24 protein-coding genes are annotated in these 26543 nt (G+C 50.6%); 15 read left to right on the top strand and 9 right to left on the bottom strand.

Annotated elements, in window-relative coordinates; genetic code table 11:
- Positions 1-33 precede the first annotated feature (33 nt).
- The 5 genes from AC0QH1_RS15085 to AC0QH1_RS15065 all read left to right on the top strand — a co-directional run bounded on the left by AC0QH1_RS15085 (position 34) and on the right by AC0QH1_RS15065 (position 5998).
- Positions 34-2427: a CHAT domain-containing protein gene (locus AC0QH1_RS15085; RefSeq protein ID WP_324632014.1), complete on the top strand. Its 2394-nt coding sequence runs from the start codon at positions 34-36 to the stop codon at positions 2425-2427.
- A gap of 234 nt (positions 2428-2661) precedes the next feature.
- Complete coding sequence (locus AC0QH1_RS15080) at positions 2662-3765, top strand: mechanosensitive ion channel family protein (protein ID WP_324632013.1); 1104 nt, start codon at positions 2662-2664, stop codon at positions 3763-3765.
- A gap of 8 nt (positions 3766-3773) precedes the next feature.
- Entirely contained in the window at positions 3774-4910 is a 1137-nt protein-coding gene (locus tag AC0QH1_RS15075; RefSeq protein WP_324632012.1) for a mechanosensitive ion channel family protein, read from the top strand.
- Between the two features lie 184 nt (positions 4911-5094).
- Complete coding sequence (locus AC0QH1_RS15070; RefSeq protein WP_324632011.1) at positions 5095-5403, top strand: Calvin cycle protein CP12; 309 nt, start codon at positions 5095-5097, stop codon at positions 5401-5403.
- Between the two features lie 394 nt (positions 5404-5797).
- The gene (locus AC0QH1_RS15065; RefSeq protein WP_324632010.1) at positions 5798-5998 is read left to right on the top strand and encodes a hypothetical protein; all 201 of its coding nucleotides are present in this window, start codon (positions 5798-5800) and stop codon (positions 5996-5998) included.
- A 117-nt stretch (positions 5999-6115) separates the two neighbouring features.
- Here AC0QH1_RS15065 and yidD read toward each other — a convergent pair whose 3' ends face one another.
- Positions 6116-6376, bottom strand: coding sequence for a membrane protein insertion efficiency factor YidD (yidD, locus tag AC0QH1_RS15060; protein ID WP_324632009.1), 261 nt, complete (start codon positions 6374-6376; stop codon positions 6116-6118).
- A 269-nt stretch (positions 6377-6645) separates the two neighbouring features.
- On the opposite strand from yidD, the gene AC0QH1_RS15055 reads away from it, so the two are divergent.
- Complete coding sequence (locus AC0QH1_RS15055) at positions 6646-7278, top strand: diacylglycerol/polyprenol kinase family protein (protein ID WP_324632060.1); 633 nt, start codon at positions 6646-6648, stop codon at positions 7276-7278.
- A 132-nt stretch (positions 7279-7410) separates the two neighbouring features.
- Here the strand turns inward: AC0QH1_RS15055 and AC0QH1_RS15050 are convergent, their stop codons facing one another.
- Entirely contained in the window at positions 7411-7560 is a 150-nt protein-coding gene (locus tag AC0QH1_RS15050) for a hypothetical protein (RefSeq protein WP_324632008.1), read from the bottom strand.
- Between the two features lie 567 nt (positions 7561-8127).
- Between AC0QH1_RS15050 and AC0QH1_RS15045 the strand changes: the two genes are divergently transcribed.
- The 4 genes from AC0QH1_RS15045 to AC0QH1_RS15030 all read left to right on the top strand — a co-directional run bounded on the left by AC0QH1_RS15045 (position 8128) and on the right by AC0QH1_RS15030 (position 12735).
- Complete coding sequence (locus AC0QH1_RS15045) at positions 8128-9537, top strand: nicotinate phosphoribosyltransferase (RefSeq protein ID WP_324632007.1); 1410 nt, start codon at positions 8128-8130, stop codon at positions 9535-9537.
- A 76-nt stretch (positions 9538-9613) separates the two neighbouring features.
- On the top strand, positions 9614-10192 hold the full coding sequence (locus AC0QH1_RS15040; protein WP_324632005.1) for a nicotinate-nucleotide adenylyltransferase: 579 nt from the start codon (positions 9614-9616) through the stop codon (positions 10190-10192).
- Between the two features lie 4 nt (positions 10193-10196).
- Positions 10197-10913 (top strand): NUDIX hydrolase, encoded by a 717-nt coding sequence (locus AC0QH1_RS15035; protein WP_324632003.1) that lies wholly within the window; start codon positions 10197-10199, stop codon positions 10911-10913.
- A gap of 61 nt (positions 10914-10974) precedes the next feature.
- Positions 10975-12735 (top strand): NAD+ synthase, encoded by a 1761-nt coding sequence (locus tag AC0QH1_RS15030; protein ID WP_324632002.1) that lies wholly within the window; start codon positions 10975-10977, stop codon positions 12733-12735.
- 230 nt (positions 12736-12965) lie between these two features.
- Here AC0QH1_RS15030 and AC0QH1_RS15025 read toward each other — a convergent pair whose 3' ends face one another.
- The 3 genes from AC0QH1_RS15025 to AC0QH1_RS15015 are packed head-to-tail and all read right to left on the bottom strand — an operon-like array spanning position 12966 to position 14123.
- Entirely contained in the window at positions 12966-13109 is a 144-nt protein-coding gene (locus tag AC0QH1_RS15025) for a hypothetical protein (protein ID WP_324632001.1), read from the bottom strand.
- 33 nt (positions 13110-13142) lie between these two features.
- Positions 13143-13337: a hypothetical protein gene (locus tag AC0QH1_RS15020; protein ID WP_324632000.1), complete on the bottom strand. Its 195-nt coding sequence runs from the start codon at positions 13335-13337 to the stop codon at positions 13143-13145.
- A 15-nt stretch (positions 13338-13352) separates the two neighbouring features.
- On the bottom strand, positions 13353-14123 hold the full coding sequence (locus AC0QH1_RS15015) for a pentapeptide repeat-containing protein (protein WP_324631999.1): 771 nt from the start codon (positions 14121-14123) through the stop codon (positions 13353-13355).
- 467 nt (positions 14124-14590) lie between these two features.
- Between AC0QH1_RS15015 and AC0QH1_RS15010 the strand changes: the two genes are divergently transcribed.
- A complete protein-coding gene (locus tag AC0QH1_RS15010; protein ID WP_324631998.1) occupies positions 14591-15358 on the top strand; it encodes a ferritin-like domain-containing protein in 768 nt (255 codons plus the stop codon).
- A 274-nt stretch (positions 15359-15632) separates the two neighbouring features.
- On the top strand, positions 15633-16388 hold the full coding sequence (locus AC0QH1_RS15005; protein ID WP_324631997.1) for a hypothetical protein: 756 nt from the start codon (positions 15633-15635) through the stop codon (positions 16386-16388).
- Between the two features lie 124 nt (positions 16389-16512).
- Here the strand turns inward: AC0QH1_RS15005 and AC0QH1_RS15000 are convergent, their stop codons facing one another.
- Both AC0QH1_RS15000 and AC0QH1_RS14995 read right to left on the bottom strand, forming a co-directional pair.
- Complete coding sequence (locus tag AC0QH1_RS15000; protein ID WP_324631996.1) at positions 16513-17082, bottom strand: pentapeptide repeat-containing protein; 570 nt, start codon at positions 17080-17082, stop codon at positions 16513-16515.
- 458 nt (positions 17083-17540) lie between these two features.
- Entirely contained in the window at positions 17541-18164 is a 624-nt protein-coding gene (locus AC0QH1_RS14995) for a P-loop NTPase family protein (RefSeq protein ID WP_324631995.1), read from the bottom strand.
- Between the two features lie 770 nt (positions 18165-18934).
- Between AC0QH1_RS14995 and hemC the strand changes: the two genes are divergently transcribed.
- The 3 genes from hemC (at position 18935) to glgA (ending at position 22408) form a co-directional block, all read left to right on the top strand.
- Positions 18935-19903: a hydroxymethylbilane synthase gene (gene hemC, locus AC0QH1_RS14990; protein WP_324631994.1), complete on the top strand. Its 969-nt coding sequence runs from the start codon at positions 18935-18937 to the stop codon at positions 19901-19903.
- A gap of 182 nt (positions 19904-20085) precedes the next feature.
- A complete protein-coding gene (locus tag AC0QH1_RS14985; RefSeq protein ID WP_324631993.1) occupies positions 20086-20745 on the top strand; it encodes a glycoside hydrolase family 108 protein in 660 nt (219 codons plus the stop codon).
- Between the two features lie 238 nt (positions 20746-20983).
- The gene (glgA, locus tag AC0QH1_RS14980; RefSeq protein ID WP_324631992.1) at positions 20984-22408 is read left to right on the top strand and encodes a glycogen synthase GlgA; all 1425 of its coding nucleotides are present in this window, start codon (positions 20984-20986) and stop codon (positions 22406-22408) included.
- A gap of 125 nt (positions 22409-22533) precedes the next feature.
- Here glgA and AC0QH1_RS14975 read toward each other — a convergent pair whose 3' ends face one another.
- Positions 22534-23457 carry a M23 family metallopeptidase gene (locus AC0QH1_RS14975; RefSeq protein WP_324631991.1) on the bottom strand — a complete coding sequence of 308 codons (924 nt, stop codon included), beginning with the start codon at positions 23455-23457 and terminating at the stop codon, positions 22534-22536.
- 125 nt (positions 23458-23582) lie between these two features.
- Positions 23583-25904, bottom strand: a complete 2322-nt coding sequence (locus AC0QH1_RS14970) for a caspase family protein (protein WP_324631990.1) — start codon at positions 25902-25904, stop codon at positions 23583-23585.
- Positions 25905-26543: the final 639 nt, after the last annotated feature.

The raw sequence follows: 26543 nt of genomic DNA, 5'->3' as shown, positions 1-26543 counted from the left end.
AATGCGAAGGTCTGGCGGAGGCAGAAGCAGACCATGAGACGGCATAAAAGAGGCTTCATCACGGGTGTAATTTTATCCTTTCTGGTTGCCCTGTGGGTGAATGGCAGAGGGACACCGATCGCGGCATTTTTCCCGCCCCAGGAAAGCATTTTGGCCACTCCAACCGTGGCGGAAACGGCGGAAACGGCGAAACAAGAATCAGCGGATAAATTATTGCAACAAGCGCAAGAAAAAATCGGGGCGAGTAAATACGAAGCCGCGATCGAACTGTTGCGATCCGCGTTAAAGGTGTATCGGGAACTCGGCGATCGCGCCGGGGAAGCCAGTACCCTGAGCAATTTAGGCTGGGCGCATTATTACCTAGGCCACTATCAAACCGGGATGGAATTTCATCGCGCAGCGCTGACCCTGCAAACCGAAACCGAAGACCCCAACGGCGAAGCGTATTCCTTGTATGCATTGGGGTGGGCATTCTTTTCCCTCGGGGAATACGATCGCGCGATCGCCGAGTATGAAAAAGCCCTAAAAATTTTCCAAGACATCGAGGGAGCCACCGGGTCAGCCTTTTGTCTGGGCGGAATGGGATGGGCCTCTTATTATTTAGGCAAAAACTTAGATGCGATCTCCTTTCATCACCAAGCATTAGACATCAGAAAAACCCTAGACTATCCCGCAGGCGTTGCCTTTTCGCTGGGTGGATTGGGAGTTTCCTACTCTGCATTAGGACTCTCCAATCGCGCCCTAGAACTTCATCAGGAACAACTGGAGATCGCCCGTCAAATTGGCAACCGAAGAGAAGAAGCCTATGCCCTCAGCGACATAGGTAAAGCATACACCGACCTCAACCGATATCGAGACGCCCTAGATGCCTATCAGCAAGCCTTAGAAATCCAACGAGACATTGGCGATCGCTGGGGAGAAAAAATCACCTTGTCCCACATGGGAGAAACCCTGTTAAAATCGGGAAACAAGGAAAGAGCAATTGAAAACCTATTCGCCGCGATCGAAGTATTAGAATCCCTCAAACCGGGATTGAGCGATGCCAACAAAGTTTCCCTATTCGACAGCCAAACCGAAACCTATCGGCTGCTACAACAAATCCTCATCGAAGAACAAAACATCGAATTTGCCTTAGAAATTGCCGAACGAAGTCGGGCGCGGGCATTTGTGGAACTTCTCGCCTCCAGACTCGCCGCCAACCCAGAAGAATTTCAACCCCCCGACCCCCTCAGCATCAAGAAAATCAAGCAAATTGCCGCCCAACAAAATGCCACCTTAGTGGAATACGCGATCGGCGAGAATCAACTGTGGTGTTGGGTGATTCCTCCCAACGGAAAAATAGCCTTTCGCACCATTACAATGGAAGGCTTAGAACTCGACCTAGAAGATGCCGCATCCCGTACCCGAATTGCCGCCGCCACTGGCAGAAGTCGGGGAGTAAATCCGTCCCAGGCGGCACTTTCCGAGTGGGTAGGAAACACCCGCGACGAGGTGAAAGATGGATCGGGGAATTCCGAAAAACCCCTAGGGCGAAGCAAAAACGCCAGATTGCAGCAAAGCTATCAATTATTAATCGAGCCGATTGTGGATTTATTGCCAGAAAATCCAGAAGCGCGGGTGATTTTCATTCCGCAAGGCTCTCTATTTTTAGTGCCCTTTCCCGCGTTGCAAGATGAAGCGGGGCGGTATTTAATCGAACAGCATACCATTCTCACTGCACCGTCGATTCAGGTACTTGATTTAACCCATAAAGTCGCCCGGGAACTTACCCGAGAAAAGGGGGAAAATCCGTTAAAATCCGCATCGGTTTTGGTGGTAGGAAATCCGAAAATGCCCAGCATTCCGATAAACTTGGGAGAACAGCCCACGCCTCTGAGTCCATTACCGGGGGCGGAAGAAGAAGCGATCGCCATCTCGTCTTTGCTCGATATTGCGCCGATAATCGGCGAGACGGCTACCGAATCCGCGATCGCACAGCAGATGTCCGGGGCAGATATTATTCATTTAGCCACCCACGGATTGCTAGACGAACTCAAACACCTCGGATTGGGGGTTCCCGGTGCTCTGGCACTCACGCCAGACCCCCAGGAAGACGGATTGCTCACCTCCGACGAAATCCTGTCCATGAACTTGAACGCCTCGTTAGTGGTGCTGAGTGCTTGCAACACCGGCAGAGGTAAAATTACCGGGGATGGGGTAATTGGACTGTCGCGATCGTTTATTTCCGCCGGGGTTCCCAGCGTGGTGGTGTCCCTGTGGTTCGTCCCCGATGCCCCCACCGCCGATTTGATGCGTGCCTTTTACCGCGTCTTACAAGACACTCCCGATAAAGCCTCTGCATTGCGATCGGCGATGTTAGACACCATGCAACAGCATCCCGATCCGAGAGATTGGGCGGCATTTACCCTGGTTGGCGAAGCGTTTTGAGGCAATTGTATAGTGCGCGTCAGCACGAGAAAGGCGTTTGATGAGCGGTCGATTCGCGGATTTGGCGATCGCGCGTCCCCCTTTCATGGCACAATAACAATGGACAACCGCTAAAGCAGAGAACCCCCCAACGAGATTGCCGTTGCCAATGCTTTGCGCGAGGCAGGGTTTTTTATGCGTTGAGGCCCTCTGCCCGTCAGGGGTTCTCTGTGGAGAATGCGATGGAGATTTACCATGCTTGATTATTTTCCCGAAGCCGTCTTTATCGATCGAAGCGTCCAGTTTTTATTTCTCGGATGCGCGGGCGTTGTTGCCTTTCTTGCCGGCTATTTCATCCCGAAACTGATTCAACCGCTGATTAAGTTATTCGCTGCGCCGAAAACCGTCGAAATTTATCAGCAAATTGTGGATCCTTATCGGGCGTTAATCGGGGTGGTGATTGCCCTGAGTATTACGGATATTGCGTGGCTGATTATTCCCAACCCCGCCGATCGCTGGTCCGATGCGATCGAAATTCCCCTGAGTTTATCCGCCGCCATTGGTGTCACCTGGTTGACCTCTCAGTTGTTCAAACAGTTTTTCGACCTGTATGTGTTGGATGCCGCCCTGAAAAAAGGACGAAAAACCAACAGCGAGTTTTTGATTTTAGCCAAATGGCTGGTTAATTTTCTGATTATTTTAATCGCCTTTGTCATTTTTGCCCAAACCCATAAAATCAATATTTTGGGAATTTTTGCCAGTTTGGGGATTGGCGGATTGGCAGTGGCATTTGCAGCGCAAAAAACCTTGGAACAACTGTTAGGCGGAATCGTGCTTTATATCGATCGCCCCTTTGGTGTGGATGACTATATCGGCTTGCCCGATGGCACCTTTGGGCGGGTGGAGTCCATCGGGTTGCGATCGACCAAAATTCGCTCTTCTGGAAAAGGAACGGTAATTGTGGTGCCGAATAATGCCCTCACCCAAACCACCATCGAAAACTTTACCGGGGCGAAAAAAGTCATGGCGATCGCCTACCTGAACTTTTACCGGATCGTTCCCAATGAAGAACGGGCATTGATTCGCCAAGTAATTGTAGAAAGTACCAACGATATCTTTGGCATCGACTCGCGCAATACCGATGTTTCCTTTCGCGATCGCACCTTCGCCGGCAGCGACGCGCGCACTCAAGCGCAAATTACCTTTTTTATTCTCGGTTCTGGGGAAGTGTCGATGGAATTGCGCCGTCAACTGCTCGATTTAGCCAATCAAAACATTACCCAGCGATTGCGCGACTACGGGATTGGGTTTGATATGGAAGAACCCACCATTTATGTCGATTCGCCCATTACTATCTAACCTTGTCGATGAATATGTCAGAATTTACCAGTATCATCCGCAACTTTTACAATGTTTTGTACGACTCGGATCTGCCCAACTACGTCATTTTTCTGATTTTCTTACTCGGTTCCTTGGCGATCGGGCGCTATACCCCCAGCATCGTCCGCATCATTATTCACCGGGTTTCGCCGCAGCAGGTGACGACGATTTACGATAATTTTATCGAACCCCTGCAACAACCGTTTAGATTGGCAGGCACCTTTTTGCTGATTTCCTTATCTTTGGTATGGCTGCGGGATTACCCCAGTTTGTACCAATTTCTGACCCCGTTTGTTAACTTAGGGGTAATTGTGAGCGTGGCGTGGCTGATTTCGCGCATTTTTCGCCAAGTCGTCCGCATCTATGGGATTGACTTGCTTCGCCGCTGGGGGCGATCGGGAGATGAATTTCTCTTAGTTATCGAAACCTTGGTGAATGTGATTATCGGCTTTTTTGCTGCCCTCGTCTATGCCAATAGCTTGCAGATTAACTTAATTGGGTTAATGGCTAGCTTGGGGATTGGCGGTTTAGCCGTTGCTTTCGCCGCGCAAAAGATTTTAGAGCAGCTTCTCAGTACCATCGTCTTGTACTTAGATCGCCCCTTCGTTCCCGGCGATTATATTCGCCTCCAGAATGGCGAGTTGGGGCGGGTGGAGTCTATCGGTTTGCGGTCTACTAAAATCCGCACTTCTGCTAAAAGCACCTTGTTTATCGTCCCCAACTCCACCTTAATCAGCATGGAAATCGAAAATCTCACCCGGGCGAAGAAGGTGATGGTGTTGCTTTATCTGGATTTCTATCGGTTGCTGGAAGAACGGGAACATGCCTTGGTGCAACAGACGATTAAAGAAAGCACCAACTCTGTGTACGGCATCGATCCGGGTAGTACCAAAATTGCCTTTAACGATAATTTCCTGAAACGCAACTCAGAGGGCTTTGAAAAAGTTACCACTCAGGCAAGGGTGACGTTTTTCATTTTAGGCTCCAGTGAAAATTCCATCGAACTTCGGAAGCGATTGCTGGAATTAGCCAACAATACGATGTCTAAAAAGTTAAAAGCCTTCGGTATCGATTTTACCATGCAAGACCCCACCATTTATGTGGAATCGCCGATTACGTTGTAAAAATTTCCATAACTTCATACTTCATAACGTTTGGCAAAAAAGCTTTACGGTTATTGACACCCCAACCGTCGGTCAGGCGCGTTAAAATAAAGACATCGGGTTTAAAAGTCATTGACTTTTTAACCCTTCCCCAAATCTGAAGAATCCAACTGGCGGGGAATCTTTTATAGGAGGTACGACAATTATGGCTCCAGCGTTAACAGCTCCACAAAAGCAAGCTAGAGTAAATCGGGGAAGCACCCCATTTGCAGTTCCGGTTCGAGAACGCCCTACACCCACTCTGGATGAACAAATCGAAGCAGCGATCGCCGAAGCGCGTGCGATTTCCGAAGCAAAAGGTGTCGAATCTCGCGAGAGTGCCGTCGCATGGGATATCGTAGAAGAATTACTTTCTGCCTCGGCACACCGCAGAGAAAAACTACCGAAAACCGCATTTGAACGCTACTGCGAGGAGCATCCGGATGCTTCTGAAGCTCGGATGTACGACCTGTAAGAATTTTTAAGACTCTCTAGACAATTGCTAAGTTCCCAATCCCGAACGGGATTGGGTTTTTTTTAATAAAAATTTTAGATTTGCCTGCCGGATTATTGTTTAAAAACGGTAGAACGAGACATCCAAAGGAGTGCCCTAGGGATCCGAATTATTTCCTCCTTCTCAGATGAAAGGTCGGAACCGAGGGAAGCTTGCCCTCTTGGGGATTATTTTTTTTGACGAGAATTTATTCCCATCGCGGGATTGCCTTAACTTGTGGAATTTTTTTGTCAATGATTTAGGTCACTAAATGAGCCGATGATTGTCACATGGAAACCCGAACCGCGATCGCACCCAAATTCCGTAAAATCCCGGAGAATTGAGAGAATGATTTGACTAAAACCCATTCGTAACCATGAAAGCTCTGGAAAATAGATGCCAAGACACCATTGAAGAACGCTTTGGTGATATTTTGTGTTCGGGTCAGATGACGATCGCCGATCGCACCCAACTGCGGGCGGCACTTTTAAACTCTCCCTTAAACGACGAACATCTCGACATCATTAACAGACTGATTTACAGCGCCAAACGCGGTCGGGTCAAACTTCTGGACTAGGGGAGTCCCTTGCCCAATTCCTCCTTGTTTACAACTCGCCGATCGCGCGAGGATCGCCCTTGGGGGGTCTCGCCCCAGATAATTGGCGGCCAAAATTTCAGCAAAACTCTTTTATTCTCAATCAATTGAATCCTTTTTTTCGATCCGGTTCGATATCTCCTCCCTGGGGAATGGTACCGGATCGTATCCGCCTGGGTGCAACGGGTGACAGCGCAAAATGCGGCGGATCGCCAACCAACTGCCCCGCAGGGGGCCAAATCGCGCGATCGCTTCCAGGGCATATTCCGAACAAGTGGGCCGAAACCGACAAGCGGGGGGAAACAGGGGTGAAATCAGCAGGCGGTAGCCGCGAATCAACCCGATTAACACTGCTTTCATAAATCTCCCGTGCATTCTATTTGAATTTTAACTTCCAACAGACAATAACCGGTGGGCAACTCGTTGCCCCCCTACCCCTGCTATCCACCGGGGAAAGCCCCTGCATTTCCAGAAAATCGGCCTGGGAGTATCGCCGAGGACACCATTATCCCATACAGTGATAGGAAGTATTGTTAATGGCGAGTTAAATCACTTCCGTGCTTACTTCCCTATTTCACTTAGAATTTGCAGAGAATTTGTGGCTACATAGCGCAGCCGTTGCCCTTTGGATGGCGGTCATTTTTCTCACGGCAGAAGGACTGCATAAGTTTACCGACACCGACTCGGAACTGGTTCGCAAGGTGGTTCATATCGGAACCGGAAACGTGATTTTGCTGGCGTGGTGGTTGGATATTCCCGCCTGGGTGGCAATTGTCGCCTCGATCGCCGCCGGGGCGATCGCTTTGTTGTCCTACAAATATCCCCTCTTCCCCGGTATCAACAGCGTGGGGCGCAAAAGTCTGGGCACCTTTTTTTATGCCATCAGTATTGGCATCTTAGTGGCGTGGTTCTGGCCCCTAGACAAACCCTACTATGCGGCGATCGGCATATTAATCATGGCCTATGGGGATGGATGCGCCGCTTTAGTGGGGCAGCGTTTTGGCAAGCATCCCTATCGATTATGGGGGGAAAAAAAGAGTTGGGAAGGGTCGCTAACAATGGCATCGGTCAGCTATGCCGTAACGGTACTGATTCTTACCCTCGTCCAAGGCAATCTCTGGCCGATCTGGGTGTTATCTGTTGCCGTTGCTTTGTTCGCTACCGGACTCGAAGCGGTGTCGAAAATCGGCATCGATAATCTGACCGTTCCCCTCGGTACTGCAGCGCTTTGCTTTTTGTTAGAGCGGATATTTTTCAGTTAGGAACTGGCCCATTTGTTAAATAAAGTTTAAATTTTGCCATTTTCGATCCAAAAGCCAACCCCATCCAAACGCGGGTTGGATGGGGTTGACTTAGGTATTTTAACGCTTGCCACAATTAATGGTTTGCTAGAATTAGTCCGCCCATTGAGAGTCTTTGTAGGGGTCGCCTTCAAAGGGTTGTACGCCACTCATGGGATAGATATCGTCGCTGGGACTAAAGATCCGAGCAAAGGCTTCGGACACATATTGCATAACATCGGAAAACATTTTGGAAATATTCATGGTTAAGCTCCTAACATTCAGCTACTTTGAAAACAAGAATTAAGAGGAAAGGTATTAGACCTCGTTACTTTTTACATTAAAGCATGGGGAGAGCTTTGGGGGGAGTTTGCAATCTTTTGTATTAGAACTTATAATTTCGTAATATTTCGCGCAACATTTGGGGAAGCTTCAGCGGTAATTGCGTTAAGGTTAGTAATTTTTCGTTACAACCGTTTACCTGGAATCAGCCTGCACAACTATAGATTATTTTAACATTATCCGCGATCGCTTCAATCCGGTTTCCCGAGGGTATGCGGTTCGGGATTTCACCCAATACCGACATCCGCCTCACTCGCGATCCGTAGCATCCCCCACCGGCAATCCGATCCCCCGAGAGACAGAATCTCCCTCGGTCTTTTTAATGAAATTCACCAAAATAAAATCCTCGGCGAAGCTGTTACAGATTTAACCAAAGCGATTTTTCAGGGTTTCGAGCCGCAAATTCCCAAAAATAATCTGGAAATCCCTGACAAATTTTAGTAATTGCTACTATAATTAGACAAACCGATCGCAGGAGGACCCAGGCAGATGGCAACCGCCACCGAATCAGACAATCGCGGATCTCGACCCGCTTCTCCCCCGGGGGAGGGATCCCTAACGATCGCCCCAGAGGATTATAGCCTCTTAAGCGATCTTTACGAGCTGACAATGGCGGCGTGCTACTGTGGCGAAGGACTCGACGATCGCCCCGCTAGTTTCGAGCTATTCGTCCGCAAGCTCCCCAAAAACTTTGGCTACTTAATCGCAATGGGACTAGCCCAGGCATTCGAGTATCTGCACAACTTCCGATTCACCCCAGAGCAGATTAGCAGCTTGCAATCCACCGGCATTTTTGCCAAAGTCTCGGACAAATTTTGGTCTACCCTAGAAAATGCGCGCTTCACCGGGGACGTCTGGGCGCTACCGGAAGGAACCGCCGTTTTCCCCAACGAACCCCTCTTGCGCGTAGAGGCCCCGTTTTGGCAGGCGCAGGTAGTAGAAACCTACCTACTCAACACCTTAAACTACCAAACCTTAGTGGGCACCCGCGCCGCCCGGATCCGCGATGTCGCCGGACCATCCGCCACCATCCTAGAATTTGGCACCCGTCGCGCCTTTAGCCCCCAAGGCTCCATGTGGGGGGCGCGATCGGCGATCGCCGGCGGCATGAATTCCACCTCCAACGTTCTCGCGGCGCTCAAACTAGGGCGCAAACCCTCCGGGACGATGGCCCATTCCCTGGTGATGGCGCTCACCGCCACCGAAGGCAGCGAGATGCAGGCATTTCGTGCCTTTCACCACTACTTTCCCGGCGCGCCGTTGCTGATCGATACCTACGATACCGTAGAAGCGGCCCGCCAGCTAGCCGATCGCCTCCTAGACGGCGATATGGAAGTGGCCGGCGTCCGCATAGATTCCGGGGATTTGGCCAAACTCTCCAAACAGGTGAAAGAACTGCTTCCCGACGCGCGCATCTTTGTCAGTGGCGATTTAGATGAGTGGGAAATTGCCAAATTGAAAGCCGAAAATTGCCCGATAGACGGCTATGGCGTGGGCACGAAATTGGTCACGGGTTCCCCCGTCAATGGGGTGTATAAAATCGTCGAAATCGACGGGATGCCCGTGATGAAAAAATCCAGCGGTAAAGTCACCTATCCGGGGCGCAAGCAAATTTTTCGCCGCTATGAAGGCGGGAAACAGGTGGGCGATCGCTTGGGATTGGCAAGTGAGGAACCGCAACCCGGAGAAACGCCCATGTTGCAACTGCTCTACCGAAAAGGCAAACCGGTGCATTCTCCCGACACCCTCGAAGCGATCGGCGATCGCACGCAAAACACCGTTGCCTCTCTCCCCGACAGCGCCCGCCAATTGGACGACCCCACCCCACCACCGGTAGAGATTTCCGAGTCCTTGCAAGCGCTCACCCAAAAAACCCAAGAGAAATATAACCTCTTGTAAACCCCGGTGGATGAGCGATTATCCCTTATCCACCTGACACTTTCAATTCTGCTGCAATCAACCCCGTACCTATCCTATGACTTCAATTGCTTTATTTGGAACCAGTGCCGATCCGCCGACCAAAGCGCACCAAGTGATTATTAAATGGCTCTCCCAACACTTCGATCGCGTGGCGGTTTGGACCTCGGACAATCCCTTTAAATCTCATCAGACCCCCCTGGACCATCGATCGCAGATGTTGCGGTTGTTGGTGGGAGAAAGCGTCTCCCAATCCGAGAATATCAACTTTTATCCCGAATTGAGTCATCCGAGAACTCTAGAAACCGTGAAAGTGGCGCGGCAAAAATGGCCCGATGCTGAACTGCACCTGGTCATTGGTTCCGACTTGATCGAACAGTTACCCCAGTGGTATAACGTGGAAACTTTATTACAACAAGTGCAACTGCTGGTGGTGCCCCGTCCTGGTGCGGAGATTTCCCCAGACGCCTTGCAAACCCTGAAAGACATGGGCGCGCAGGTGGCGATCGCCCCTCTCGAGGTTCCCGATGTCTCCTCCACCGCCTATCGCCAAACCAAAACCAAAGAAGCCGTTCCCCCGCCCGTGGAAAATTATATCAACCAAGAACATCTCTACGCCTATCAGGACGCCGGTTAAACCAATGTCAGCGTCTTTGAGCCTCCCTTTGGATTTTAAAGTGGGAGTCGATAACGCGATTTTTTCCGTCGATCCAGCCCAAAATCGGTTGCTGGTTTTGTTAGTCATGCGCGAAAACGAACCCTTTTTGGGACAGTGGTGTTTGCCCGGAACCCTGGTTCGTCAAGGCGAATCTCTCGAACAAGCAGCCTATCGGATTTTATCGGAAAAAATCCAAGCCAACAATCTCTATTTAGAGCAATTGTACACCTTCGGCGGCCCAGGTCGCGACCCGCGCGAATTCAGCGAATCTCCTCCCTGTCGCTATTTGTCGGTGAGTTATTTTGCCTTAGTCCGATTTGAGGAAGCGCAATTAATCAGTTGCGGCGTGCGCGGAATTGCCTGGTATCCTCTCGATGAAGTGCCGCAACTGGCATTCGACCACAACGAAATCTTAAAATACGGTCATCAACGACTGCGAAACAAGCTCGAATACAGTCCCGTTGCCTTTGAAGTCTTGCCAGAAGTGTTTACCTTAAGCGACCTTTATCAGCTTTATACTACAGTTTTAGGCGAAAATTTCTCCGATTATTCTAATTTTCGGGCGAGAATTCTCAAACTGGGGTTTTTGGCCGATACGGGGCTGAAAGTTTCGCGCGGCGCAGGACGTCCCGCCACTCTCTATCGCTTCGATGCTGAAGCCTTTGCCCCTTTAAAAGATAAACCGCTAGTGTTTATTTGACCCGGGCTAACTGAAGATAAATTCCGTTCCATTTACCCTTATATTTATAGGAGAAAACCTGATGAAAATTGCGATCGCGCAACTCAATCCCACCATCGGAGACCTGCTGGGAAACTCAGAAAAAATCCTTGCAGCGGCCAAACAAGCTGCCGATGCAGGCGCGCACCTGATGCTCACCCCCGAACTATCCCTTTGTGGCTATCCCCCCAGAGATTTACTGTTGCGACCGAGTTTTATCGAAGCAATGGTCATCCAGTTAAAAAAACTAGCAGAACAATTACCCAGCGAACTGCCGGTTTTAGTGGGAACGGTACAGGTCAATGCCCTTGCCGACACCACCGGGGGCAAGCCATTATATAATAGCATCGCCTTCCTAAAAAACGGCAAAATCAAACATTTTTTTCACAAACGCTTGTTGCCTACCTACGATGTATTTGACGAAAATCGCTATTTTGATTCTGCCTCGTTGAGCAACTTTTTTTCCCTGACGGATATTCTGGATGAGGACGGTTCGGAAGAGAAAACCAATCCGATTCGCATTGGCGTCACAATTTGCGAAGACTTGTGGAATGACGATCGCTTTTGGGGGAAAAGACATTACTCCTGCAATCCGATTTCCGACCTTGCCGAAGAAGGCGTGGATTTGATTTTCAACTTGTCCGCCTCTCCCTACACCGTGGGCAAACAAAACCTCAGAGAAGAAATGCTCCGTCACGTTGCCCTACGCTATCAAAAAGCCGTGATTTATGTCAACCAAGTGGGGGGCAATGATGACTTGATTTTTGATGGGTACAGCGTGGCATTAAATCGGTCTGGGGAAGTGGTGATGCGCGCGGCATCATTTGACACCGATTTTGTCATGGTGGAACTGAACGAACAAACGCGCGATTTACAGCCAATCGAAACCCAACCGATACATCCGGTGTTGAATCAAGAAGAAGAAATCTGGTCGGCGCTGGTGTTGGGGGTGCGGGATTATACCTGCAAATGTGGGTTCGATAAAGCGGTGATGGGATTAAGTGGCGGGATTGATTCTTCTCTGGTGGCGGCGATCGCCACTGCTGCTTTAGGGAAAGACAAGGTACTCGGCATTTTGATGCCTTCTCCCCATACGTCATCGCAATCTATCGACGATGCATTAGAATTGGCCAAAAACTTGGGCATTCAAACCCATACTTTACCCATCGGCGAGTTGATGGACACCTACGATCGCACCCTAGGGGATTTGTTCGCAGGATTGCCTAACGATGTTACTGAAGAAAACCTGCAAGCGCGCATCCGGGGCAATTTATTAATGGCGATTTCCAATAAGTTCGGACATATGCTGATTTCCACGGGGAATAAATCAGAAATGGCGGTGGGATATTCCACCTTGTATGGGGATATGAGTGGCGGTTTAGCCGCGATCGCCGATGTTCCCAAAACCCAGGTTTATGCCCTCTGTCGCTGGCTCAATACCCGCCATCCCGGCGAAACTATTATCCCCGAAAGTGTCCTCACTAAACCCCCGAGTGCCGAACTCAAACCGGGTCAAGTAGACCAAGATTCTCTGCCCTCTTACGAGATTCTCGATGACATCCTCGATCGCTTGATTCACAAACATCAATCTCTGGCTGAAATTGTCGCCGCCGGACATGAACCCGCCGTGGTACAAAAAATCGTCAAACTCCTCAACCGGGCCGAGTTTAAACGGCGACAAGCCCCGCCGGGATTAAAAGTCACCGATCGCGCTTTCGGGACCGGCTGGCGAATGCCAATTGCCTCTCGCGTCCCGCAATCGATTATTAGTGAAGAAACCAAAAAAGAACCAATTGCTACTTAATTTTACTCATCCACAACAGTGGCGAAGAGCCGTTTCCGTTCCCCCTGCGGAATCAATGCAATCAGCGCGGAAAAATTTCTCGGAAATGCTCTGCGCCACTCTTGAAACGCTTGGGTTTTTGTGTTAAAATCAACTGGTAATCACTTAGGAAAAATAATTGGCAGGTTTTCATTGAACTGGTTCCCCGCTCATGGGGGGGAACCAGTTAACAGAAATTTCAACAAAATGGATTATTTTTGGAAACGCGCGATCGCCGATTCCGGTTGCGGGAGTTCGACCCCCTGATGCATCCCGGGTCCGGGGGGTTGATTCGTGCTGACAAAGAAATTAAGGACAAAGGTAATTGTTGCCGATAAAATGAGTTTTTCTAACATCGCCCCTCACCATCCCTGAAAGTACCCAGAGGATTAAAATTCTATATCTGTAGAATCCCCGATATAGGGCGCAGAGGAAGCGATCGCGATCGCAACCGACATGTGATATTTGCCCAAACACTCGGCGATCGCGATCGCAACTGGCGTGAAGAGCGCGGGGAGGGGGCGCGAGTCCCCAGGGGTGCGCCCCCCTTTGCGCTTAACACTCGAACTCCCATGCCAATTCAATTGCCAAGAGGGGAATCATAACATCAAGCGCAGGAGCAGCGCCCCCATCGAGCCGACGAATCGCATAAAACCGCCGCCGCCATTGTTACCAGAGTCGGGATTTTGAGCCGCATCGATTTGAGCGATTAATTGTTGAGTCGCTTCAAACGCTTGGGGATTATTTTGAATCGCAAACAGTTCTAAGGCAATTTCTGCATCGCCGCGCGCCCCTGGGAGATCGGATTTTTGGGCGCGGACAATGCTGCGTGCCAGATAGGCGGGTGCGAATTCCGGATCCAGGCTTAAAGCTTGGTTAAAATAGGCGATCGCTTCGTCCAAATTTTTCTGCTGTGCTGCTCTGACGCCCCAGTTATAAACATCTGCCACATCCATGACAGTAGCGGGAGTACCGATCGCATCTTGCAAATTTGCCCCCTCAATTTGGGCATCAGTCAAATTCACATCCACTAAATACGCTTCGCGCAGATCCGCCCCGCGCAGATCCGCCCCGCTGAGATCCGCCCCCATCAAATTTGCCCCAAACAAAGACGCCCCGCGCAGATCCGCCCCGCGCAGATCCGCCCCCATCAGTTGGGCGCGACTGAGATTGGCCCGCATCAAATTTGCCTCACCCAGTTGGGCGTTGGAGAGATTGGCCCTCACCAACCCGGCGTTACTCAAATCGCATCCGCCACATTCCTTGGTAGAGAGCAACTGTTGAATCTGTTGCACGTTTTCCGCACTTGTCGGCATGGCAAAGCAAAAAGTAGTCAGCACCGCTGCTGGCGCTAGGAGTTTAAGTTTCATTATTTATCCTTCTGTTGCAACTAACAGATTTGGGATTAGCCGCCAAAGTCACCTTTCGGGCGAAGCAGATTTTCACCATTCAGGCGCTATGGTTAGTTTAATTTTATCCGCTCTTCGTCCGTGGAGGGGGGATTTATTTTCACACTGCGCGATCGCAACTGCGCCATTGCGCCATCGCCCCTGGGGGATTCCCTGCCATTTTTCCCATAAATTGGCGATTGGCCCGCGAGTTTATTTGGCTGAAAAAATCAGCCAAGGCGAAACGAGAAAGCAAGAATCGGGCAACCGGAAGTGGAGTTGGGCTTAATAATTAACCCGCGAGGTTTAACGGGGCGATCGCTTAATCCCGCTGATTGCCCTTCAAGGGCATAAATTTTGGCGAAATGTATCAGACCCATCAAACCGAATCAAGAAAAATGCATTAAAATCACCAGAATAGACCCAACTCATCTAGAAAAGTATTGCCCATGAACGTCTGGACTCACGTACTCCATCTTGTCAGTTCCGGTGCAGTTGCTTATATTACTGCGCGAAACATTCGCGATCCGCTGACGCGACCCAATACCCTTGCTGGGTTTCAATTAGCCGAATCTGGATCGGTGCCTTTTCTGGAAGCATTGAGAGACAGAGCGGCAAAAGAGGGAGATGAATGGTTAGCCGAGAAACTCGATCGCCATGCAGCGGACGAACGGCGGCACGGTCAAATTTTCGCTCATGCGCTCAAACAGCTTAACAAACAAGCGATCGATATCCAGAGTATGCGGAAAAACAAAAGCGAGAAAGACGGGAAAAAATCCGATCGGCGCAGTCCGTTTTTTGCGGCATTTTTTGAGGGATATGAATCGGCGCAATTGAAACCCGAAGCGATAGATTGGATTGTATTTATGGGCAGCACCTATATTTTGGAACGGGATGCCAGTCGAGATTTTGCATCAATGGCAAATGCGTTGCCCGAAGACGAGGCGCACAGTGCGAATTTGAAGAAAGGAATGCTCGCGATCGCCAACGATGAAATCGGTCATGCGGCGTATTTGTACGAAGCGCTGCAGCGACGCTTATCACCGCCTGAAGTCGATCGCGTAGTGGATCGGTGGCGCGAGCGCAAAGTGAATGCCATGTTAGCGATGGTAGGTAGTTTCATGCAAGGCAAACCGCAAGCTTCCTTGGTGCGCGATGGGGCACCTACAGACATGGAGGAAACTGAAGAAACCGCCTCTGAATTAACCGCCGCTTAACCACTCTGCTAAGGCGATCGCGCGATCGCCTTTCCGAGTTCGGGGCAATTTAGGAATTGCCCCCTCATTCCGGGAATTGTCCTGGAGAAAACGATGAGCAAGGATTCATAATTTATCTAATAATTTTAGCAGAACGAATAGCGGTTTATATTGGCCTCATCTTGTCCGGAGGGAGGGTCATTCCGGGAGGATAAATGACCGACGCCACCTTGTGGATAAATTTTTGTTCGATTCGTTCCCCATCTGTGATTTTTTGATTTTAAGTTTTACAAAAATGAAACATCAGTGGTTTATTACAGTAATTACCATCGCCGTAATTTTGTCAGGCGTTCGGGTGGCAATCCAGTTGCCAAAAGAGACAATTGTGGCACAAGAAACTGCCGCCAATAAAATAGCATTGCCCCTGTCCGAGGGCACCTATTGGCTCTACGAAGGCGTGACGAAATGGACCGAAGAAAACTCCGCAGACCTCGAGGAAAAAAAGATAACCTGGAGAATGGAAGTCATCGAGAACTTTCAACGCGGACATTTGAACGTAGCGGTTATTAAAGGACATCCGGCGGATTTAGTGTGGTATAGGGAAGGCAAACAGCGGGGGGATTATCTAATCGTGGAAGTGAACCCGGGGAAGTATTATTTAGTGATGGGAGATCGCGTTCCAGAGGTACTGACGCGCCTGAAAGATGAGGGAGATTTCCTAGCCAACTTACTGGAAGAATCGGAACTATTTCTCGAATCGCCCCTACGTGACGGACAAGTGTTTGGGCCGACATCACAGCTAACGCGCTTAGATGGTGCGTATCGCTGGAATGTGGAACAACAGGAACTCGTGGGATTAAAAGCCAAGAGAATCGCCTCCGGAAGTAAAACGCAATATCGGTTCACCTATCGCACCGCCCCCGATCGCGTAGTGGTAGACTTTATTCCCGGTGTGGGCATGAGTCGCTATCAATACCTGCATCACGGCACCGTCTCGGAAATCGATGTAAAACTGATAGAATTCCAGCCAGGAAAGGAACCCGAAGCCTAATCGAATAGACCCTGGGGATTGGCTAGGGTGGCGATCGCCTCGGGATCGACCCCCCACAGCGCGCCCTAGGGCGGAAAGTGCGATCGCGCGATCGCACTTGTGAGCCAATCCGAGGCGCAATTAACTACTCATGGATCGTGCCATCGGGCATCGTGGCACCATGCAGGTTGCAATAGGTCAAAATCGTATCGCGCAGATCCGCTTCGTGCAAGCAAGCTTGATAGAAAGAGGCTTGATAAAGATTGCTTTCGCGCAAATCGGCACCCTTGAGGTTCGCCCCACTCAAAGAAGACTGTCGCAAATCTGCTTCACTGATCACCGCTTCGTGCAAATTCGCTTGCTGCAAAGAGGTTTCGCGCAAATCTGCCTCATGCAAATCTGCCCCACTGAGATTGGCATTACTCAAGTTCACCCGGTACAAATCTGCCTCTCGTAGAGAAGCCCCACTGAGATTGGCTCCTCGTAAGTCTGCACCCACCAACGAGGCTCCATTCATCTGCGCCCCACTCAGGTCCGCATTTCGCAGATCTACGGCGCGCAGATCCGCCCGCCCCATATAGACTTTCCTCAAGCATGCATTATTCAGCATCGCTCTATAGAGGGTGATTTCCACCAAGTCCCCTCCTTCGAGATCCACGCCCCGAAAGTCTCTCTCTCCTTGGTTGTAGCGATCCACCAGTTCGCGATAATCCACGTTCGTTTCCTCCGCACCTCAATTTGACACAACTAGAATATTGTAGGGTGGAGGGTTCAAACTGAGGTCAATCCTCCTGTCAACAGCCGATCGCTTTTTCACCCCCCCGCCCATCGCGATCGATCCACCCTCCCTCCGGCGCAAGGATGCCAATTCTCCATTCTCAATTATTGGGCGGACGCGGAGCCTCGTTAACTCGTTCCCAGGCGGGAGCCTGGGAACGAGTTAACGAGTTAAAACCTGCAAATTATTTTGCATAATTGCTGATAATTTTTACCGATAATTTTTCTGCCATTAAAATTTTCCAAGTTAGCCGAAAATTGCTTTTTATCGAGCAATTCGATTCCCTAACTTGGAGAAAGTAAGCTACAGGTGGTTTTGACCTAATTAAAGTGGAGTTAATTGTTCTAAACGATGAGCGGACAAGGAGTTGCTTACATCAATGCGATTGAAGAAAATTAGCTAGTGGCGGGGATGCTAATTAGCTTAGAGATTGTAGGCTTTGTTTTGGAAACCTTGGGGGACACTGCCGACGTAGATAGAAAATTAACGCGGGCGATCGCGTGGATAAAGTCTTTCACTTCTGTGGGTCTGCGGAGAATAAACACTCGTTTTTCTGGCCAATAACGCTGGATTTTTTCACCAACTATCTGACGATCGCGTTGGGGATAGTTCCACAGCTGCTTGAGAAAGTTAAGAAAACCTTTGTGGAAAATATTGGGCTGACATCCGGCGGGTAGATCCTGGCGATCGCCGGAATCGTTCAAGTATTTTTGGACAATTTGCCAGAAACAAGTATGGCGGGGAAAATCCAACCAGACGATGGTATCTGCATGGGCAAAACGGCGATCGTAGATAAGATTCGGATTCGCGCGATCGCCGTCGCCTTCAATAATCCAACGTTCTTTTTGCAAATAACGATCTAACTGTTGTTGTCGTTCGGCGTTACTGGTGGGCACCCAATCGGGTTTCCAGCACAGACGATCGAAGTGAATCAGATCCACATTTAATAGATCGGAAAGCTGCCGACCTAGGGTAGATTTTCCAGAGCCGCTAGAACCGATGATAGCTATTCTTCGCATAATAATTTTTCTCCTCTCCTTCTCCTGCGTTTTTCGGCTAGTGTTAATCTAGCTCATATTTTTCCAGAATGATATCTATCTCCGTATATATTTGCACTCTTAAATATCCATTTTCTCCTCTTCTTTTAGATGGGGTGATTTCCTGAAAATCCGATTAAATGGGGGGTTTGAATCGGAGAAATAAAATGATTGTTTATAGAGTTCAGTGCAAAAAGTTGCTGCTTTAGTTAGTTATGATACAGGAAATAGTCAGTTAAATTATCTATCCGGTGATAGAATATTTTACCCTAAAAGAATATTTGATTTAAAAAGCAGCCACCCGAAAAGCTGAAAAGATAGGGGTAGCTGGATTTGAGAGGGGTTAAAAAATACCGACTTGGTTAAATTTTACCTTGAGTCTATCTTGGGGACTATTGTAGCGAACCTGCAGAATAATTCACTCTATCTAGATGCATATTTCTTTAGGAGTTGAGGGAAAGGAAGAGGAAGAAAAAGGCCATGCCAGCCATAGCGATCGCCGATTGTCACAACAGATGAAGCCACAGGAAAAGAAAGGGAGGGAGAGATGGGGGGGGTAGAGGGAAACAGGACACAGCAGCAGAGGCGGAGTGTTAGGAGGATAGCCCAGAGCGATCGCGAAACCGGGGAAGGAGGAGAGGAGCGATCGCCCTTTTGTTGAGGAAAAGCGATCGGCCAAAAGAGAGAATTGAGTTCCCCCTGCGGTAGTCTAGACATGGTTAACCTATCAGCATAAACCACGCGACATCATTATGACCTCAACCGTTTCCAGCCCGCCGCGCACCGTTCGCATTGGTTCACGCAAAAGCCAACTCGCCCTAGTGCAGACCCACTGGGTGCAAGAGCAACTGCAAAAGCATTTTCCCGATCGCCGCTTTGAAGTCCACACCATGAGTACGCAAGGCGACAAAATCCTCGATGTTGCCTTAGCCAAAATTGGGGATAAAGGGCTATTTACCAAAGAGCTGGAAGTGGGAATGCTGCAGCACGAAACCGACTTAGCGGTGCATTCCCTGAAAGACCTGCCCACCAACCTACCCGAAGGATTAATGTTAGGATGCGTCACCGAACGGGAGAATCCGGCGGATGCCCTAGTGGTGCATGAGAAGCACAAAGACAAACAGCTCGAGACCCTATCGCCGGGATCGGTGGTAGGAACCTCCTCCCTGCGACGACTGGCCCAGCTTCGGTATCACTTCCCCCATTTAGAATTTAAAGATATCCGGGGCAACTTGAATACGAGACTGGCGAAACTAGACGAAGGACAGTACGATGCGATTGTTTTAGCCGTCGCCGGGTTAACCAGACTGGGAATGAGCGATCGCATTCACCAAGTCATTCCCCCGGAAATTTCCCTGCATGCCGTGGGGCAAGGTGCCCTAGGGATTGAGTGTCGGACCGACGATGCGGAAATCCTCGACCTGCTCAAAGCCCTCGAACACCGGGAAACCGCGCAACGCTGCTATGCCGAGCGGGCGTTTCTTAACACACTTGAAGGCGGTTGTCAAGTGCCAATTGGAGTAAATACCAAAATTGAAGGCGATCGGCTGACCTTAACCGGCATGGTCGCCAGTCTCGATGGCAAGCGACTAATTAAAGACGCCATCAGCGGCACCCCAGACCAAGCCCAACACCTAGGGATCCAACTGGCGGAGAAATTGCGGGAAATGGGTGCCCAAGAAATTCTCGACGAAATCTTCGAGCAAATCCAGCGCAGTTAATTCTGGGTTGGTTCGGCGCGCCCCCCAAATCGGTTTGCCCGGATCGGGAAAAGCGATCGCTGTAGAGGAAGCGATTTGGGTGGTTTTGCGGGTCAGCCTCCACATCCGCTGAATTTTGGGAATAGAGACGCGAGATTTCGCGTCTCTACCACCATTGCAAATTGCAAGTCCAAATTTCGATTATGACCCATTCAGTGGATCCATTTAAAACCGCCCTGCAATTCACCCTCAAATGGGAAGGAGGAAGCGGACACCCAGAAGACCTCGCCGGAAAGGTCGATCGCGGAATTAGTCAAGCCACCTACGATACCTATCGCCGCCACCAAGGCTTACCGGAACAGTTCGTCAGCCAAATGACCGAAAGCGAACTGGAAGACATTTATTACCGCTATTATTGGCAGCGTTGCCACGCCGAGGTCATGTGCTTGCCCTTAAGCGTGGTTCAATTCGATACGGCGGTAAATTTTCACGTTAGAGGCAGCATTGAGTTTTTGCAAGAAGCCCTTGGCGTCACCGTGGATGGGGACTTTGGGCCGCAAACCCAAGCGGCGTTGGCAAAACAGAACAATCTGGAAACGGCGAAGCGATATTGTCATGGGCGAATGGCATATCGCCAGCAGCGAGTGAAAGCCAATCCCAGCCAAGAGATATTTTTGCAAGGATGGTTGCGTCGCGATCGCGATTTGTTGCATTGCATCGAGCAATTGAGCCTCGAATCCGTCGCCGAAGCACCCCCCATCCGGGAGGTGTCGCGGGCACCGCAGGTAGAGATTGCAGGCAAACTCGAACAGGCGATCGCCCTGTTGCAAGAAGTGGTGGATTTGCTCAAAACCCCTCATTAATCGGACAACATAGAATTAATGGGCGATCGAATCCCAACTTTATCAACCGGCGATCGCAAATCTTCTCGGGACAAGGCAATAATGCCTTGTCCCTAAAATTATGCGGCATCGCCACGGGTTGGGACCGTCGGTACCGAGGTTGCATTGCCCCAGATTCAAAGCGGCGATCGCGCTCGTCATGTCACCCCTCCAGTTATGATGGCGGTACGTGAAGATTTCAGGGAACGCTGAAAACAAGATGCGAATTCTATTTGTCGCCGCAGAAGCGGCTCCAATTGCAAAAGTTGGCGGAATGGGTGATGTAGTCGGCGCACTGCCAAAAGTGCTGCGACAGATGGGGCATGACGTCCGCATCTTCATGCCTTACTATGGTTTCTTACCTGACAAAATGGAAGTGCCGAGCGACCCTATTTGGCAGGGATATGCGATGTTCCAGAGTTTCGACATTTACGAAACCATGCTACCTGGAACCGAAGTGCCCTTGTACCTGTTTGGCCATCCCTCGTTTCTCCCGCGCCGCATCTATGCCGGAGAGGATGAAGACTGGCGCTTCACCTTATTTGCCAATGGTGCGGCAGAATTTGCCTGGAACTATTGGAAACCGGAGATTATCCATTGCCATGACTGGCACACGGGGATGATTCCGGTGTGGATGCACCAATCTCCCGATATTAGCACGGTATTCACCATTCACAATTTGGCCTATCAAGGGCCGTGGCGTTGGCGTTTGGAACAGATGACCTGGTGCCCCTGGTACATGCAGGGTCACAACACAATGGCGGCGGCGGTGCAATACGCCGATCGCGTCAATACCGTTTCTCCTACCTATTCCAAACAAATTCAAACCGCTAATTACGGCGAAACCCTGGAAGGGTTGATGTCGTTTATCAGTGAAAAATTAGTGGGAATTGTCAATGGCATCGATCTCGATTCCTATAATCCGGAAACAGATAACCGTCTGGCGCAAAATTTCGCGGCCAAGTCCCTGGATAAACGGGAAGCCAACAAAATTGCGTTACAAGAAGAAGTCGGTTTGGAGGTGAATAAGGGTGCCTTTTTAGTCGGCATGGTAACGCGGTTAGTGGAACAAAAGGGTTTGGATATTACGTTGCAGATCCTCGATCGCTTTTTGGCTTATACAGATGCTCAGTTCATTTTGCTCGGGACCGGCGATCGCTACTACGAAACCCAAATGTGGCAACTGGCAACTCGTTACCCGGGTCGCATGGCCACGTATTTACTCTATAACGACTCTCTCGCCCGCCGCATCTATGCCGGCAGCGATGCTTTCTTGATGCCCAGTCGCTTTGAGCCTTGCGGTATCAGCCAAATGCTGGCCATGCGCTATGGATGCGTACCGATCGTGCGCCGCACGGGAGGTCTGGTGGATACGGTGTCTCATCACGACCCGATGAACGAAAGCGGTACCGGGTACTGTTTCGATCGCTATGAACCGTTAGATTTGTACACCTGCATGGTGCGCGCTTGGGAAGGCTATCGTTTCAAAGACCGCTGGGAACAATTGCAACAGCGCGGCATGGCGCAAAACTTTAGCTGGGTGAACTCGGCGAAAGAATACGTCAAAATGTACGGGAACATTCTGGGTCTGCCGGAAGAGGAACTCTTCCCCTCAGAACCGAAAAAGGAAATGGCTGAAACTTAATTGAAATCGGCCTTTTTATCGGCACATGATGCAGGAGAAGGGAGAAGCGTGCCCAGGTGAAAGCGGATGGTTTCGCCTTGGCACTTTACCCTCTCCTGTTTTTATATTTTGCCGAGTTGGGGGATTCACGGTGTGAGGATTTGCGATCGCAAATAGGGTTCGGGATTTTGTGCGACCCATCCTTCCTGGGTAGACGATCGCACTTCAAAGTGCAAATGCGGTTCGTTGCTGTCGGGATTTCCGGAGTATCCCAGGGTGCCAATTTGCTGAGCGCGCTGCACTTGCTCTCCCGTCATTACGGTTAAAATGCCCAGATGGGCGTAGCGGGTTTGTTTGCCGTTGGCATGGTTGATAACTACTAGATTGCCATAGGCCCCGCGATCGCCGGCAAAGGCAACTACCCCATCATCGGTTGCCAATACTGCAGTGCCAATCGGCGCTTTGAAATCAATCCCGCTGTGAAAGGTCAGTTGTCCCGTCTGGGGTTCCTGGCGGGTGTTGCCATACCCTAAAATCATTTCTCCGCGAACCGCTAAGGGATAGCCTTCGATTTCCGGGGTCGGAGACTGACTGCCCGCCGGCGCAACCGGGATCCGACCCCCGCTAGAACCATCCTCGGACCACATGACGCCGGGGATGAAGACGACTTCCGGCGGCGAGAGCAAACAGCCGTTATTGTCGAAAATTGCTGCCCCTGGCACTTGGTAAATGGCTGCTAAGTCACTCCAGGTTTGTCCCGGTTCTACTCTGACTTCTATGCCATCAAACGGGGGAATGCGAATCTGAGTGCCCACGGGGAATTGTCCCGTTTGCAGGATGGGATTCATGCCAATGATGGTGGCGGGTTTGAGGTTGTACTGTTGCGCGATCGCCTCGAGGGTTTCGCCCTGGGCTATGGTATGGATTTGCACGCGATCGAGGGCGGGGGAACCCAAACTCGGGGGACAAATATTTGTCTCGGAGGTGCTGGGATTTGCCCGCACCTCTCCCAGGGGAAGGGTCAGGCACAGGAGGGTGGCAAGTCCGATCGACCAACGGGATGAAATCATGGGCAGTTAGGAAGGTAAGAGGTAGTATTTAGCTATTTGTAGGGTGGGCAAAAACTTGCCCACCCTACCGGTGAAGGTGGTGCGTCAGTCCTGTTGATGTTAACATGGGTTGCACGACACCACTGTTAAACCACTGCGTAGGTAATCGACAGGGAGGCTAGTTGTTCGGTTCCGGCAACGCGCGATCGCGGGTCGAAGGAGGCGATGAGGTTGCGGGTGCTGCGAACGGCGAGATCGAGATCCGTCAGCAGTCCATCTACGGCGTTTACCGATTCTTCTTCGAGGTTGCGGGTGCTGCGAACGGCGCGATCGAGATCCGTCAGCAGTCCATCTACGGCGTTTACCGATTCTTCTTCGAGGACTAAAGCGCCTTCGCGGGTGCCTCTGGCGGCAGCGATCGCTTGCAGTTGTTGCAGGGAGTCTCGTAATGGCGCTAAGGTGGCGATCGCTAACACTTCTGCACTGCCCCCGGGACCGCCTACTGTGAGCTGAAAGGCATCGCGATCGCGGTCTGGGATGGTGCGCGTCTCTCCTGCTTTCACGATCGCTGCATCAATGCCGGCGGTCCAACTATTCGGAAACACCACCACTAATTCCCCAGTAGTCGTCACCACTAACAATGTAACGTATAAGTCTCGATTTTCTCCATTGGCGATTTCGCATTGAACCTGGGTGCCGATGGGCAGTTGGGGGATGCCTGCCACGGTGGCAATGGTGCCGGAAGGGGGGTTAGCTGCCGTTTTCTCACTTTGTGATAGATTGCGGAGGCTGCGCGGCGTAAAGGCAGTGGCGGCAAATTCCGTCTGGGTGCCTTGCACCACTTTCAGGGCAGCGGAGACGTTCAATCGAGAGGATTCGGCATTTAAGGTTAATTTGACAATTCGCGCGGCTAACAAGGCGCGAAACTTCGCCTTTAGGCGATCGCAAGCTTCGGCGACGGGTTCTCCCGCCTCGCCAAAGGAACCGGGAATCGCGTCTAAACCGGCACCGTATAATCCCACACTGCCCACCGGGGGAATTTCGGCTACCCCCGATTGCTGCAATTGTGCTTGCAATGCCTCGGTCATCCGTCCGAAAATATAATGCACTTGGGTTTGACCTAAAGCCAGGGGTTCGATGCGGTCCAGTTGGGCGATCGCCGCCTTTGCGGTTTCCCTGTCTTCGCCCAAGGACTCATCCAAGCCAATTTTTAATGTGAGGTTGGCCGGAATCGCTCTGATTTTTTCCTGTAACAGGGTGCCGGGTTGCAAATTTGGGGAAGGTGCGATCGCTTTGGCGCGTGCGAATAATCCCTGGCGCGATTCGATTTGTACCTCTCCCGACCCTTCGGCTACTGCAAATACCGCAGTGCGATCGAAGGCAGCAAATGAGTGCGGATCGATGCCTCCCAACCACAATTGGAAGCGATCGTCGCCTTCTACGGAATTAATCACCGCTTCGGCGGGTAATGATTGAGCTTCGAGGAAATAACTGGGGCGATCGCCATGATTGCTTCCCGGTTTGACTTCCATTTCCGGAATTTGTTGCGTAGAAGAGAGACGGGTAGTGCTACGGGCTACATTTGCTAACACGGTTTTTACCGCGCGATCGCCGGTGTGCTGCCACAAATATTGGGTGAGCAAATACGTAAATGCCCCGGCAAAAAATCCGTCAAACGGTGCATCTGCTGCCAGTTGATGCGCCCCAGCCGATGCGATAACGACCCCTTTCGCTACGCCGCGCTCTCTTGCCTGAATAAATGTGTCTCGAGATAGTTCCAATTGCGAAATCCACTGCTGATGATAGGCGATTTCTTCTTCACTGGGATATTCGCCTCCTTGTAACGCGCGAATCGTTAAGTTTCCCCGTTTCCCGCCTCCGGAATGACAGCTATCTAATACGGTGGTTATTTGCTCTGTATTTATCGCTGACATCCACAGGAATAATGTAGCTCCCATGATATCGGAAACCGTGGGCTGTTGGTTGTTGACCTGACTGGTGCGATCGCTGGGCACAAAGGTGCTATTTAGCTTTTCTCGGACATTCCCGGACCGATTGTATGGATTCACCACTTGCGAACCATGTCCGGAGAAATGAAACACCACCACATCTCCGGGTTTTGCTTGTTTGATTAAATGGTTTTCTACCGCTTCGAGAATGCCAGCCCGAGTGGGTTTGATTTCCGTATCATCGGTTACTGAAACAATATCTTGTGGATGAAAACCAAACCGATGGATTAACAATTCTCGCTGTAAGTGAACGTCTGTCATGCAGCCCCGCAATGGGGTAATATTTGCAGCGGAATAGTCATTGATACCCACCAGTAAAGCTAGCTTGCGCGGCGTATCCTGCGCTAACACTTTTGCGTAACTCAACCCTTGACGCTGAATCCCGATGTGGTCCCATCCCAAGGCGGCGAGGGCGGCCCCCGCTCCTTGGAGAAAGTGACGACGTTTAATGTTACCCATTGGTTTGTTTGATGGAAGAACTTTTAAGGGGGTTTAGTCTAGATTGCCAACAGCGATCGCCTGGAGTTCCCAGGGAAACCCAGTTATCACCTAACTTACCACACTCCTAAGGAAATGTCATCGGTTTGAAAAAATTTTTTAACAGAAGTCAAATGGTATTGACGTTGGCTGAAAGGGCAAGTATAGTGGAGAAAAATTGCGCCGGACTCCGGACATTTACCGAACCAGGGCGGCTCTTTCCAAGTGCCATGCTGGGGTCAAATGGAAGGCTCACTCGCGGGCGATTCGGACTCCGTGGTTTTACGGATCCACTCCAGGGTAAGGCGATCGCGTCCCGGCACAACAACCTACTTTTCAGACTTGTTCCCAAGTTCGAGGATCCCCCTCCTCACGAAGTTGGGCACATCACTGGCCCACCCGATGGTTTCGGTTCATTCCCCGGACATGCGATCGGGGCATCAAAACCCCGGTATCTTTGCCGGGGATTCTCAAGCAAATGGCAGCTATCCGCCGAGGAATCAATTTCCCGGGGGCGCGGGGGAATTCTTGCCCCCTGTCCACAGAAAAACTAGGAGTCAAAACAATGGTGCGTCAATGGTGCTTGCTTCTCTCTCCTCCCGGGTTAGCCGTAGCGGTAAC

The organism is Phormidium sp. CCY1219 (assembly GCF_055795085.1).
Note: the sequence above shows the minus strand (reverse complement) of the source record. Positions and strands in the feature narration are given on the sequence as shown.